Below are 13,766 nucleotides of genomic sequence, written 5' to 3'. Positions count from 1 at the left end.
CCGGGCGCCAGCACCGATGTCGCTCCAGGGGCTATTCGGTGCTTTGGTAAAACGAGCTGACTGCCGTGAAATTACCGCCGTTTTGCTCGACATCCACCTGAAAAGGCACGCTTTCCCCCGGCGCGATGGCCGGCAGGTTGTCGACCCGCCTGAACCCCGTCAGCCGGCCGTCGCGGTCGCGCAAGCTGATCCAGACCCGCGGCTTGCGCACAATGGCGGTTCCGGCGTTTTTGACGCTCCCTTTGACCTCGACATATTTGTAGCTGAAGCGTTGGCTGAAATTGAGCAAAACGCTGCCGGTCTGCGCGCGTGTTCCTTCGACCTGAACCACCAGCGGCGTGCGCGAGCCCGGTAGCGAGCCCCGGCGTGAAGGTTTCCATTCGACGCGGGTTTGCGTGATCCGGCCGGTTTTTTGGGGTTCCAGCCGGATGGGAAAGCGTTCGCCGGGATACAGGTAGGCGATCTCTTCCATGGAAACGGAGCCGCCAGCCTGGCTGCCGTCGTAATGCGAGATCACGCCGCCGGGTGCCACGACGATCACGTCCTTGCTGCGGTTCACCACTTCGGTCAGGTACAGAGGCCGCTGGATCTGGCTCCGGCCTGCCACAAGCGGCAGCAATTCAAGCTGGCCGAGGTCAAAACGTTCGCTGTCTTCGGCCAGCAGGTCCTCGGTGCTCATTCGCAAGCCGGCGCCAAAAAGCTCGGGTGCGCCGTTGGTGCGTATCACCCGATCGGCGCTGACGACCGGTGTGCGGCTGCTTTCGTCGGTCTTGACGGCGTAGCTGATGCGGTAATCCCAGGCGGCAACGGCCGCGGCGCTGCCGCCAAAACGCGGGATACGCACATCCACGGCCGTCCGTTCGCCGGGTTTGACTTCGCCAGACTGCGCGTAGCCGCGGCCAAATCCGATGACGGCCCCGGTGTCGTCGTAGGCCGTCACGAGCACTTCGCACGCCACCAGCGTCACGTCCTTGCGCGTGTTGACGATGCGGCCCGCCAGGCGCAGGTCGCTTTTTCCATCCTGGACAAGCCGGACGCGCGAAAACGCCAGGCGCGGCCCCTGGACCGAGCGATGGGGCGCGCTCAGGCGCTGCACCTGCAACTCGTGGCGGGTGACCGTTTTGTCGGCCGGAAGATCGATCAGCACCGGTGCGGTTTCACCCGCGGCGAGCAGGCTCGCAGGCAGGGTTTCGCTGGCGGTGCCGAGCTTGTTGCCGCCCTCAGAATAAAGAACCGCCGTGATGCCGGGGCGCTCCAGCGGCTTGCCGGTCTCGTTGCGGGCGATCACCAGCAGCTTGGCTTTTGCCGAACTGCCGCTTCCGACCAGTACCTGGCGCCCATCGTCGAGCTTCAGGCCGTCAACGGGAATGGTCCGGTCCGGCTCCGGGGCGCTGGGGCGCGAACCGTCGGCGATCTGTTCCTTCGTGCTGAACTGGTTCACGGCGAAGAAAAACAGGCTCAAGCCCACGACCACCGCAACCGTGATCAAACCATATTTGAAGAGTTTCCCGGCCGATACCTTGAGGTTGCGCGACTGCTCAGCCGCGAGGCGTTCGGCCGCGGCGTCCTTGACCTGTTCAAGGACACGGTCCAAACGGTCGGAAACGCCGTCCTCGATGACCGACAGCGCGCCGCAGTGCTCGCAAACGTACTGGTTCAAACCGGTGCGCCGCAACGCACCGCTGCCGCATTCCGCGCACTTAAGCGTTTGGAGAGAAGTGGTCATGGCGTCGCCTTGCAAGCCGTGATCGTAAAGCGGCCCGCAAACCGGCAGGCTACAGCCGGGGGCCGGTCAGGTGCCGCAATGGCATGCACTGCACGAGGCTGTTTAGCCGCCCCGACGCATCATGTCGAAGAACTCGTGGTTGTTCTTCGTGGCTTTCATGTTCTTGAGCATGAGCTCCATGGACTCGATTTCGTCCATGTTGTACATGAATTGGCGCAAAATCCGCGATTTTTGGAGGATTTCGGGGGCCAGCAGCAGTTCTTCCTTGCGGGTACCGCTGCGGTTGAGGTGGATGGCCGGGAACACGCGCTTTTCGTAGAGGCGGCGGTCCAGGTGGATTTCGCAGTTGCCGGTGCCCTTGAATTCTTCAAAGATCACCTCGTCCATACGGGAGCCGGTATCGACCAGTGCGGTGCCGATGATGGTCAGGCTGCCGCCTTCTTCAATGTTGCGTGCCGCGCCGAAAAAGCGCTTGGGGCGCTGCAGCGCATTGGCGTCCACGCCGCCAGTCAGCACCTTGCCGGAGGAGGGCAGCACATTGTTGTAGGCACGGGCCAGGCGGGTGATGGAATCCAGCAGGATGACCACGTCCTTGCCGAGTTCGACCAGGCGCTTGGCGCGCTCGATGACCATTTCGGCTACGTGCACGTGGCGCGCGGCGGGTTCGTCGAAGGTTGAGGAGATCACCTCGCCGCGCACGCTGCGCTGCATTTCGGTCACTTCTTCAGGGCGTTCGTCCACCAGCAGCACCATCATGACCACCTCGGGGTAGTTGGCGGTGATGGCGTGGGCGATGTTCTGCATCATCACGGTCTTGCCGGACTTGGGCGGCGCCACCAGCAGGGCGCGTTGGCCCTTGCCGATGGGCGAGACGATGTCGATGATGCGGCTGGTCAGGTTTTCTTCGCCCTTGATGTCGCGCTCGAGCTTGAACTGCTCGCGCGGGAACAGCGGGGTCAAGTTCTCGAACATGACCTTGTGCTTGTTGTCCTCGGGCAGGCCGTCATTGACCTTGTCGAGCTTGTTCAGCGCAAAGTAGCGTTCGCCGTCTTTCGGGGTGCGCACTTCGCCTTCGATCATGTCGCCGGTGTGCAGGTTGAAGCGGCGGATCTGGCTGGGGCTGATGTAGATGTCGTCGGTGGACGCGGTGTAGCTCGAATCGGGGGCCCGCAGGAAGCCGAAGCCGTCGGGCAGTACTTCCAGCACGCCGTCGGCCACGATGGTCTCGCCGGTTTTTGCACGCTTTTTGATGATGGCGAACATCAGTTCCTGCTTGCGCATGCGGCCGACGTTTTCGATCTCAAGGGCTTCGGCCTGCTTGAGGACTTCAGACACGTGCAGTGCCTTGAGTTCGTTTAAGTGCATGGAATTACTCCTTGCGGAGTTCATTGATGGAAAACGGGGGAGGTTTGAAAAGAAGCCGCAGAAGATGGCTTACAAACCGGGAACTCGAACCGTGCGGCGAGGCGCCGACCGGTGAATAAAGCACATTATGACAGGAAATTCAGGCGGGAAATCGCGGCTGTTTTCCGGGACCCGGACCCCGGCCGGCGGGGGGCTGCGCGGGCCGGGAAGCGGCGTGGGCCATGCTTCCCGGTCAGCGCGTGAAGGTTCAGGCCAGTTGCTGGTCGATGAACGCGGTCAGCTGGGCCTTGCTCATGGCGCCGACCTTGGTGGCGGCCAGCTGGCCGTCCTTGAACAGCATCAGCGTGGGGATGCCGCGAATGCCGAACTTGGCGGGGATGTCGCGGTTTTCGTCGACGTTCATCTTGGCGATCTGCAGCTTGCCGTCGTAGCCGCTCGCCACTTCGTCAAGGATCGGAGCGATCATCTTGCACGGACCGCACCATTCGGCCCAGTAATCCACCAGCACGGGTTTGGTGGATTGCAGCACGTCGGCTTCGAAGGTGGCATCGGTGGTATGTTTGATCAGTTCGCTCGCCATGGCGGCTCCTTTGTCTGGTTAGGATGGTTACGATACGGTACGGGGCTAAAGTTGCAGTCATTGTGGCAGAAAGCAAGTAGCCGGGTCGGGCGGGCAGGGGCTATCACCCTGATAGCCACCCGCTCAATCCGCCTGCGGCCCGCCCCGACTTTCCCCTCTTGCCCGTCGCACAACCCTGTCCATGCCATCTGCCCACACCGACGCCTCCGCCGCTCCGCCCGACGCGCTCTGCTGGCGCCAGGCCATGGCCGGGCTGGCCGAAGCGATAGCGGCGCGCGGCGTGCACCCGGCCGAAGCCGTCGTGCTGCTGCCCTATGCCCAGCTGATCCAGCAGGCGCGCCAGGCCTGGGCCGCGCAGGCCGGCGACACCTTTTTTGTCCCGCGTTTTGAGACCACCATGAACTGGGCCGGCGGCCTGGGCGGCACTTTGGGCCTGTTCACGCCCTCGGGCGACGATTTGCGCATGGACGTCGCCGTCGACATGCTGACGGCCGCCTCGCTGCTGGACCGGGCCGGGCTGGGTGGCCAGCAGGATGCGCTGGCCGCCCGCCTGGTCGAGGCCGCCTGGAGCCTGGCCGGCGTCGCTTCCGCCGTCATGCCGGCGAGGCGCCGGGCCTGGAGTGAGCAGCTCGCGCTGGCCCTGGGCGCAGGCATCGATTCGCCGGTACTCGCCCTCGAGGCCGCCGTGGGCCGCATTGCGCTGGCCTGGGCCGCGGCCTCGGCCTACCCCACGGACCGCCTGTTCCAGGCCCAGCCCTCGCTGTTCGCCGTGCTTGAGGGCTTTCAGGCCGACCCGCTGACCGAGGCCCTTAAGGCGCATTTCGGGGAACGCTCGCTGTCGATCCCCTTGTGCATTCCCTTTGAAGCCAACCCCCCGCCCGCGCTGCATGCCGCCCAGGATGCCGAAGACGAAGCCGGCCGCGCTGCTGCTTGCGTGCTGGCCCATCTGGCGCAAGGGCGCAGCCCGGTCGCCCTGATCGCGCAGGATCGGCAGCTGACGCGCCGTGTCGGCGCCATGCTGGCCGAGCGCGGCATCGCCATGCGCGACGAAACCGGCTGGAAGTTATCCACCACGCGCGCCGCCGCCGGCCTCATGAGCCTGCTGCGCGCCTTGCCCTGGGATGCATCCACCGACGCCGTGCTCGACTGGCTCAAGAACGCACCGGCCTTTGAACCCATGCTGGTGACGGCCGCCGAGACCGAGCTGCGCCGCGTCGGCGTGCGCGCCTGGCGCGACCTGCCGGCCTTCGCGGCCGAAGACATCGTGCCGCCGGCCTTTCTGGCCACCCAGCCGCTGGCCCTGCAGGCCAATGCGTTGCGCGCGCCCCTGGCGCGCGCCCGCCCGCTGGCCGTGTGGCTGCGCGACCTGCGCGCCGCGCTGCAGGCGGCCGGCCAGTGGGATGCGCTGGCGCAGGACGAAGCCGGCCAGGCCGTGCTCGAGGTGCTGCGGCTGTACGAAGGCGCCGAGGCTGAATTCCAGGCCTCGCCGGTGATGCGCCTCAACAATTTCACCCAATGGGCCAACCAGGCACTGGAAGGCGGCAAGTTCGCGCCGCCGCATCCGCCGGCCGAGCAGGTCGTGATCCTGCCGCTGCCGCAGTTGCTGGGCCGGCCCATGCGCGCCGTGGTGCTGCCCGGCTGCGACGAGATCCGCCTGCCGGTGTCGCCCGAACCCGCCGGCCCGTGGACACCCACCCAGCGCAAACTGCTGGGCCTGCCCTCGCGCGAAACCCTGGCCGCCGCGGCCCGCCAAGCCTGGCGCTACGCCTTGCAGGCGTCGCGGGTCGATGTGCTCTGGCGGACCAGCGAGTCGGGCGAGCACCTGATCCCCAGCGGTTTTGTGCAGGAGCTGTTGCTAGAACGCGATGAGGCTCCGGAGGCAACGCCGCCCGCTGCCGACCCGCGCAGCCTGCGCGCCGTGGAGATCGAGCCCACGCCGCACCCCTTTCCGACCGGCGAGGCCTTGCCCCTCACGCGGCTCTCGGCCAGCGCCTACGAAGACCTGCGCCGCTGCCCCTACCGGTTTTTTGCGCTGCGCCAGCTCAAGCTGCAGGAGCCCGAGGAGCTTGAAAGCGAACTCGGCAAGCGCGACTTCGGCAACTGGCTGCACAGCCTGCTGCGGCATTTCCATGAGGCGCTCAAGGCGGCCCCCACGGACGACCCGGCCGCGCGCGTGCTCATGATCAATGCGGCGGCCGATCGGGCCGCGCAGGAACTGGCGCTCGGCGAAAGCGAGTTCCTGCCCTTTGCCGCCGCCTGGCCCGGGGTGCGCGAGGGTTACCTGACGTGGCTGGCGGGGCATGAAGCCACCGGCGCCGCGTTTGACGAAGCCGAGGTCTGGCGCGAAATGCCATTGGGCGAACTCACGCTGCTGGGCAAGCTGGACCGCATAGACCGCCAGGCCGATGGCCACGCGCTGCTGATCGACTACAAGACCGAGCCGCGCGCTACCACGGCCGAGCGCATCAAGAACGGCCAGGAAGACACCCAGCTGGCCTTCTACGCCGCGCTCATCAGCGACGACACCCTGGCCGCGGCCTACGTCAACCTTGGCGAAAAAGAACCGACCAAAACCTATGAGCAAGCCGAGATCGTCGGCCTGCGCGACGAGCTGATCGACAGCATCCTGACCGACATGGCCCGTATTGCGCGCGGCGCGGCGTTACCGGCGCTGGGCGAGGGCAAGGCCTGCGACTACTGCGCCGCCCGAGGCCTCTGCCGGAAGGACTTCTGGACTTTGGACGAGGAAGCCACGGCCGGGGAGGAGGGCGCATGACCCCGCCGGCCAACACGCTGATCGCCCACGCCGCCGCCTACGAATGCAACGGCGAGTCGGTCTCGGCCGAGGCGTTTTACGCGATTGCCTGTGACCCGCGCCGCAGTGTCGCGGTCGAGGCCTGCGCCGGCGCCGGCAAGACCTGGATGCTGGTGTCGCGCATCGTCCGCGCCCTGCTGGACGGCGCCACCGCCGCGCCCGGTCAGCAGGTCTTGCCGCATGAGATCCTGGCCATCACCTTCACCAAGAAGGCCGCCGGCGAAATGCGCGAGCGCCTGGACGACTGGCTCAAGGCCTTCGCCCATGCCGACGACGCCACCCTGCAGCGCGAGCTTGAAATGCGCGGCGTGCGGCTGGACCTCGGCAGCGCCAAAGGCCGCAACGCCGCTCAGCAGGTGCGCGAGCAGTTGTCCAGCCTGTACCGCTCCATCCTCGCCAGCGGGCGCTCGGTGCAGATACGCACCTTCCACAGCTGGTTCGCGGCCTTGCTGCGCAGCGCGCCGGTCGCGGTGCTGCAGCGGCTCGAGCTGCCCGTCAACTACGAACTGCTGGAAGACGACGCGCCCGCGCGCGCGCTGGTCTGGCGGCGCTTTTACGCGGCGGTCGCGGCCGATGGCGCGCTCAAGGCCGACTTTGAATCCGTGGTGCTGGCGCACGGCCGCTTCCAGGCCGACAAAGCCCTGCAGGCCGCGCTCGACAAGCGCACCGAGTTCACGCTGGCCGATGAAAAAGGCGTGATCGCCGCCTCGGTGCAGCCCTTCACGGCGCAGTTCACCGAATTCGGCGGCCTGGATGAACCCGAAGAGCTGCTCAGCAGCAACCGCTTCCACCGGCAGACCCTGAGGGACGCGGCCATCGCGCTGGGCCGCGCCAGCGCGCCGACCTTTTCGGCCAAGGGCGTGGAGCTCGAACAGGCGCTGACGGCCGGCGACATCCCGGCCGCCATCGCGGCCCTGCTGACCGAAAAAGGCACGCCGCGCAAGTTCGGCGAAAAAATCATCGGCATCGAACAGGTGCGCATTGCCCAGGACCTGGTGCTGCGTGTGGCCGCCGCCCGGCAGCAGCACGACGCCTGGCAATACCAGCAGCGCCTGGCGCGCCTGACCCGCGTGCTGATCGCGCAGTTCACCGCCCTCAAGCGCGAACGCGGCTGGGTCGACATGAACGACGTCGAGCGCGCCGCGCTGCTGATGCTGGCAGACCCTGTGCTCTCGGGCTGGGTGCAGGAGCGCCTGGACGCGCGCATACGCCACCTGATGATCGACGAGTTCCAGGACACCAACCCGCTGCAGTGGCAGGCCCTGTATGCCTGGCTTATCGGCTATTCGGGTGCGGGTACGGCACCCAGCGTGTTCCTGGTGGGCGACCCCAAACAAAGCATTTACCGTTTCCGCCGCGCAGAGCCGCAGGTGTTCCGCGCCGCGCAGGCTTTTGTGGTGCACGGCCTGGGCGGCGATTTGCTGAGTTGCGACCATACGCGCCGCAACGCCGAGGCGGTCATCGACACCGTCAATGCCGCCATGGCCACGGCGCGCGAGGCCGACGGCTATGACGGTTTTCGCGAGCACACCACGGCCTCGGGCCTGGCCGGCGCCGTGGGCCGGCTGCCGGCCATCCCGCGCAACAAGGATGAAGAGGAAGCCTCGCCGCTGGCCGCCGGCTGGCGCGACAGCCTGACCATGCCGCGTGAACTGCCCGAGGAAACCCTGCGCACGCGCGAGGCCCGGCAAGCCGCAGCATGGATATCAGAGCAGATCGCCGGCGGGCTGCGGCCCCAGGACGTGATGGTGCTGTCGCGCAAACGCGCAGGCCTCTTGCCGTTGCAGGACGAACTGCGGGCCCTGCACATCCCCGCCCAGGTAGGCGAAAAAACCGAGTTGATCGACTGCTGCGAAGTGCTGGACATGGTGGCGCTGCTCGACGTGCTGGTCTCGCCGCAGCATGATTTGTCTTTGGCGCGCGCGCTGCGCTCGCCGCTGTTCGGTCTGGCTGATCAGGAATTGGTGCAACTCGCGCTGCTGCAGCGCGAACACGGCGCTCCCTGGTACGAGTTGCTTCAAAAAGAAGAACTGCTGACGCCCGAACTGCAAGGCCTGGGCGAAATACTCGCGCGCTGGAAAAGCTGGCTCGACAGCCTGCCGCCGCACGACGCGCTGCAAGGCATTTATGACGACGGCGACGTGCTCGCGCGCTTTGGTGCCGCGGCGCCGGCCGCGCAGCGTGGCGCGGTGCTGGCCAATTTGCGCGCGCTGCTCGGTGTGTCGCTGGAGCTTGACGGCGGCCGCTACGCCACCCCCTACGGTTTTGTGCGCGCCCTCAAGGCCGGCGGCACGCAGGCGCCGGCCACCGTCAGCAGCGAGGCGGTGCGCCTGTTGACCATCCACGGCGCCAAGGGCCTGGAAGCCGACGCCGTGTTGCTGCTGGACACCGACACCGTCGAGCGCAATGCCGACAGCATGGGCGTGCTGGTCGACTGGCCCGGCGAGGCGACCGAGCCGCGCAAGTTTGTGTTCCTGGTCAGCGAAAGCCGCCCGCCGGCCTGCGCCGCCGACACCCTGGCCGCCGAACAGGCCGCGCGCAAGCGCGAAGAACTCAATGCGTTGTATGTGGCCCTCACGCGCGCGCGCCACACCCTGGTCATCTCTTCCATAGAACCCTACCGCGCGACCACCGAAAGCTGGTGGCAGCGTCTGCAGGGCCTGCTGGCCGAATTGCCCGCGCCTGTGGCTGACGAAAGCGCGGGCCTGCGCCCCGAGGCTGCGGATGCCGGCGTGTTCTACCTGCCGGAATTGCCCGAGCTGCCCGAAAGCCTGATGCCGGATCCCCCCGCCTTTGAGCATGTGGACGAGGATTCCCTGAAAGCGCGCATAGGCAAGGGCATGCACCGTTTGCTCGAATGGGGCGGCGCGCTGTCGCCCGAACAGGTGGCGGCTGCGGCCCGCGAGTTCCGCCTGAGCCCGGCCCAGGCCGCGCAGTCGGCTGTGCTGGCCGGCCGCATCCTGGCGGGCGAGGGCGCCTGGGCCTGGCGGCCCGAGGTGCTGGCCTGGCAGGGCAACGAGGTCGACCTGGTCTACGCCGGCCAGGCGCTGCGGCTGGACCGCCTGGTGCAGCGCAAGGACGCCGGCCATGAAGGCCACTGGTGGGTGCTCGACTATAAATCGGCTATCGCCCCGCAGCGGCAGCCCGCCCTGGTCGCGCAGCTGCAGGCTTACCGCGCCGCAGTCCAGCGCATTTACCCGGGCGCGCCGGTCCAGGCGGCTTTTCTGACGGGGCAGGGAACTGTGGTCGTGGTGGCGTGATCTCACCGAGCCTGCCCGGCACCCATGCCGATCGGAAGGCACCCATGTTCAAGTTCAAGCATCTGACGGTTTCACTGGCCTTGCTGGCCGCCATTCCCCTCGCGATGGCGCAGGCGCCCGCCAACCCCACGCTGCGCCTGCGCGCCACGATTGAAAAAGTCGACGCCACCAGCCTCACCGTCAGGGAACGCAGCGGCGAAGTCATCACGCTGGTGCGGCCCGCCGCGATGGATGTCTCGGAGGTCTACCCGCTGGCGCTGGCCGACATCAAGCCCGGCAGCTACATAGGCACGGCCGCCATGCCGCAGGCCGACGGCAGCCAGCTGGCACTCGAAGTGGTGGTGTTTCCAGAGGCCGCGCGCGGCACCGGCGAAGGCCACCGGCCCTGGGACTTGCGGCCCGAAAGCACCATGACCAATGCCACCGTGGCCGACCTGGCCGCCGCGCCCTCCACGGTGCCCGGCGGGCAAAAGCTCACGCTGCGCTACAAGGACGGCGAAAAGACCGTGATCGTTCCGCCAGGCGTGCCCGTGGTGTCCTTCAAGCCCGGCAAGGCCGATGAGAGCGTGTTGCTGGTGCCCGGTGCCAAAGTCATGATCACCGCGCAGGAGCAAGACGGCAAGCCGACCGCGTTGCGTGTGATCGTCGGGCGCAATGGTTTTGCGCCACCCATGTAAACAAAGCGCCTGAAAAGCCGGTCAGGTCAACAGCCGGCCGTCGAAGCCCACCACGCCCACGTCGACAAAGGTGCTGCCCACGCGGTGGCCGTTGCCATAGCTGACGCGCATGCCGCCCAGGTCGAAATTGGTGATGCCGTCCAGCGCGGTGATCAGCGAGTCCCGCGTCACCTTGGCGCCGCCGCGGCGCAGGCCTTCGGCCATCACGCGGGCGTTGACGTAGGCTTCCAGGCCGAACAGCGTGTAGTCCTTCCAGCCGCTGGCCTGCATGTCGGCCTGGTAGCTGCGCACCAGCGTGTTTTTGTTGGACATCGGCGAGGGCACGATGATGGCGAAACCCACGCCGCGCCCCTTCTCGCCCATGGCCGCGATGTTGACCGCGCTGGCTGCGTTGGACAAGCCGTAGACCGTGCTGGTGCCGCCCGCGTCGCGCAGGGCTTTCACGAACAGCGGCGCCACGCCCGACAGCACCATGATGACCACCTGCGGCTGCACCTTGGCGATGGCCTTGGCCGCGGGTTCCACGTCGGTGCTGGTGTTGGTCGGCGTGGTGGCGATGATCGCCGGCTCCAGCTTCACCTCGGCCATGACCTTCTGGAAGGATGCCAGGATGGACAAGCCCAGCGGGTCCTTGGGGTGCACGATGCCGATGCGCGTGGTGCCCAGCGTCACGGCGGTGTGGATCAGTTTTTCGATTTCGGCGTCAAAGGTCGCGCGCACCCAGAACACATTGGGCGGGCTGTTCTTGCGCACCGCCGCGGCGCCGGCGACCGGGCCCACCACCGCGAAATCGCGAATGGTTTCCACAATGGCCGCGCAAGGGCGCGTGCCCAGCGGGCTCAGGATGCCGAGCACTGAGTTGTCGGCCTGGAAGGCCAGTGCATTGGCCTTGGCGAGGTCCGGCTTGAACTGGTCGTCCGCCGTGACCAGCTCGACCTTGGCGCCGTTGATGCCGCCGGCCTTGTTCAGGGCGTTGAAATAGGCTGTCGCGCCTTTCACCAGGTCGCCGCCTATGCCTTTTTCCAGGCCGGTCTGGTCCACCGTGGTGCCCAGGCGCAGCGTGCGGGACTGGGCCCAGGAAGGCGCCGCGAAAACCGCCGCGGCCGTCCCGCATTGCTGAAGAAAACGCCTGCGGGCGAAGGGAAGAGCGGTCGGCTTGTTCAATCGGGTCTCCGGTTTTTGAGGACGCGCGATTTCCGAGATGGTAAGCACGCTTATTAATCCTAGCATGGGGTATGCGGCGCTTTGGTGAGGACCGCGAGCTTCATCCAACAATTTTTCGGCCCAGTCTCAGATTTTGAGATTTGCTTAAGTTGTTCGTACTAAGCGCGTGTGGTTTTGCTGTCCGCACCTGTTGCGAAGAAATCACGGAGCACCTTTGCCAGGCCTTTCTGGAGAGGCCTGATCGCACGAAATGTGCGCACACAATGCCATCCCCGGCAAGCCTTTGTCGCGCCCCTGTAATAATCAGGCCATCCCTGTTCCGACCCGGCGCGTCCGCCCTTGACGCTTTGCCCTTCGCCACCGCGAACGTTCCGCTTTTTTTCTTCTCTGTTTAACCTGTGACCGCTGCACGCGGAACCCCCTTGACACCTGGCACCACCCCTCCTGAATCAACACCCGCCGCCGCACTGCGCGTGGCCGTCATCGGCGGCGGCCCCGCCGGCCTGATGGCCGCCGAGGCGCTGGCCGGCGCCGGGGCTGCCGTGTCCGTGCAGGTGTACGACGCCATGCCCTCGGTGGGCCGCAAGTTTTTGCTGGCCGGCATAGGCGGGCTCAACCTCACGCACTCCGAGCCGCCGCAGATTTTCCTCAGCCGCTACGGCGAGCGCGCCGCACAACTGCAGCCCTTGCTGGCCGCCTTTGGTGCGGCCGAGCTGCGCGCCTGGGCCGAGGCCCTGGGCGTGGAAACCTTTATCGGCAGCTCCGGCCGCGTGTTTCCCAAGGACATGAAGGCCGCGCCGCTGCTGCGCGCCTGGCTGCAGCGCTTGCGCAATGCCAGCGTGAAATTTTCCATGCGGCATCGCTGGCTGGGCTGGGCCGGCGACGGCGCGCTGAAGTTTTCAACACCCACCGGCGAAGTGCTGGCGCAGGCCGATGCCGTGGTGCTGGCGCTGGGCGGCGGCAGTTGGGCACGGCTGGGGTCCGACGGCGCCTGGGTGCCGCTGCTGGCCGCGCGCGGCGTGGCGGTCGCGCCGCTGCTGCCTGCGAACTGTGGCTTTGACGTCGCGGCGCGCCCCGACAGCCCCGCGCAGCTGCAAGAGGCGATCACCGAGACCGGCGAAACCCGCCGCGAATTTTTACAGGAGCTCATAGGCAAAAGCCCGCAGCCCCACACCGGCTGGACCGAACACTTCGCCAGCCGTTTCGCCGGCCAGCCCTTCAAGTCCGTCGCCATCCACTTCACCGATTCACGCGGCCGCAGCTTCAGCCGCAAGGGCGAGTTCATCGCCACCACCACCGGCGTCGAAGGCAGCCTGGTCTATGCCGCCTCCCATTTGCTGCGCGACGAGATCGCCGCCCACGGCAGCGCCACCTTCATGCTGGACCTGCTGCCCGACAAATCCGCCGAGCAGGTGCTGGTCGAGGTGCGCCACCCGCGCGGTTCGCGCTCCCTCTCCAGCCATCTCAAAAGCCGGCTCAACCTGGACGGCATCAAGGCCGCCATGCTCTACGAATTGCTGGGCAAGGACGCCATCGCCGACCCGGTGCGCCTGGCCGCCGGCATCAAGGCCCTGCCGGTGCGTGTCACCGCCGTCCGGCCTTTAGACGAAGCCATCAGCACCGCGGGCGGCGTGATGTTCGAAGCCATGGATGCGACATTGCAATTACAAAAGCTCCAGGGCCCGGGCCAGCCCGTGTTTTGCGCCGGCGAGATGCTGGACTGGGAGGCGCCTACGGGCGGCTACCTGCTGACCGCCTGCTTCGCCAGCGGCCGCGCCGCGGGGCAGGGCGTCATTGCGCACTTCGGCCTGTAGCCTGACAGGCGCGGGACTCAAGCGCTACTAATTAGTGAGGCGTCTTTGCCTTGCTCGCCTTGGGCATCACCAGGGTGGTGCAAAGCCCTGGTTTGGATTGGTATTACATTCGCTATAACTTAAAGGCGTATGCCATGCACACCCTCAAATTGACTCAAATTGGCGATGCCATCGGCTTGATCTTGCCGCGTGAGGTGCTGGAGCGGCTCAAGCTTGAAAAGGGCGATTCCGTGTTTCTTACGGAAACGCCGGACGGTTACGCCATCACGCCTAACAGCCCCGCTTTGAACGAGCAGATCCAGGCCGGCCGTGAATTCATGCGTGAACACCGCGACACCTTCCACCAGCTTGCCAAATGAGCCGGC

At 66.6% G+C, this 13,766-nt stretch carries 9 protein-coding genes; 5 read left to right on the top strand and 4 right to left on the bottom strand.

Going from position 1 to position 13,766, the window contains the following annotated elements; all coding sequences use genetic code 11:
• Nucleotides 1-31: 31 nt before the first annotated feature.
• From ACSQ27_RS07995 to trxA, 3 genes are all read right to left on the bottom strand, one after another.
• Nucleotides 32-1,726 (bottom strand): FxLYD domain-containing protein, encoded by a 1,695-nt coding sequence (locus ACSQ27_RS07995; protein ID WP_436154919.1) that lies wholly within the window; start codon nt 1,724-1,726, stop codon nt 32-34.
• A gap of 102 nt (nt 1,727-1,828) precedes the next feature.
• Entirely contained in the window at nt 1,829-3,091 is a 1,263-nt protein-coding gene (rho, locus tag ACSQ27_RS07990) for a transcription termination factor Rho (protein ID WP_007875125.1), read from the bottom strand.
• A 247-nt stretch (nt 3,092-3,338) separates the two neighbouring features.
• Entirely contained in the window at nt 3,339-3,671 is a 333-nt protein-coding gene (gene trxA, locus ACSQ27_RS07985) for a thioredoxin TrxA (RefSeq protein WP_436154918.1), read from the bottom strand.
• Between the two features lie 181 nt (nt 3,672-3,852).
• On the opposite strand from trxA, the gene ACSQ27_RS07980 reads away from it, so the two are divergent.
• The 3 genes from ACSQ27_RS07980 to ACSQ27_RS07970 are packed head-to-tail and all read left to right on the top strand — an operon-like array spanning nt 3,853 to nt 10,423.
• On the top strand, nt 3,853-6,447 hold the full coding sequence (locus ACSQ27_RS07980; RefSeq protein ID WP_436154917.1) for a PD-(D/E)XK nuclease family protein: 2,595 nt from the start codon (nt 3,853-3,855) through the stop codon (nt 6,445-6,447).
• The gene (locus tag ACSQ27_RS07975; protein ID WP_436154916.1) at nt 6,444-9,746 is read left to right on the top strand and encodes a UvrD-helicase domain-containing protein; all 3,303 of its coding nucleotides are present in this window, start codon (nt 6,444-6,446) and stop codon (nt 9,744-9,746) included. Before ACSQ27_RS07980 ends, ACSQ27_RS07975 begins: the two co-directional genes overlap by 4 nt.
• 44 nt (nt 9,747-9,790) lie before the next feature.
• Nucleotides 9,791-10,423: a hypothetical protein gene (locus ACSQ27_RS07970; protein WP_436154915.1), complete on the top strand. Its 633-nt coding sequence runs from the start codon at nt 9,791-9,793 to the stop codon at nt 10,421-10,423.
• A gap of 21 nt (nt 10,424-10,444) precedes the next feature.
• Here the strand turns inward: ACSQ27_RS07970 and ACSQ27_RS07965 are convergent, their stop codons facing one another.
• Nucleotides 10,445-11,587 (bottom strand): ABC transporter substrate-binding protein, encoded by a 1,143-nt coding sequence (locus ACSQ27_RS07965; RefSeq protein ID WP_436154914.1) that lies wholly within the window; start codon nt 11,585-11,587, stop codon nt 10,445-10,447.
• 422 nt (nt 11,588-12,009) lie between these two features.
• Here ACSQ27_RS07965 and ACSQ27_RS07960 point away from each other — a divergent pair, with 422 nt between their 5' ends.
• Together ACSQ27_RS07960 and ACSQ27_RS07955 are read left to right on the top strand one after the other, a co-directional pair.
• A complete protein-coding gene (locus tag ACSQ27_RS07960; protein WP_436154913.1) occupies nt 12,010-13,401 on the top strand; it encodes a TIGR03862 family flavoprotein in 1,392 nt (463 codons plus the stop codon).
• 134 nt (nt 13,402-13,535) lie between these two features.
• On the top strand, nt 13,536-13,760 hold the full coding sequence (locus ACSQ27_RS07955) for an AbrB/MazE/SpoVT family DNA-binding domain-containing protein (RefSeq protein ID WP_436154912.1): 225 nt from the start codon (nt 13,536-13,538) through the stop codon (nt 13,758-13,760).
• The last annotated feature ends 6 nt before the right edge of the window (nt 13,761-13,766 follow it).

It is taken from the genome of Polaromonas sp. LjRoot131 (genome assembly GCF_964252805.1).
GTDB lineage: Bacteria > Pseudomonadota > Gammaproteobacteria > Burkholderiales > Burkholderiaceae_C > Polaromonas.
Note: the sequence above shows the minus strand (reverse complement) of the source record. Positions and strands in the feature narration are given on the sequence as shown.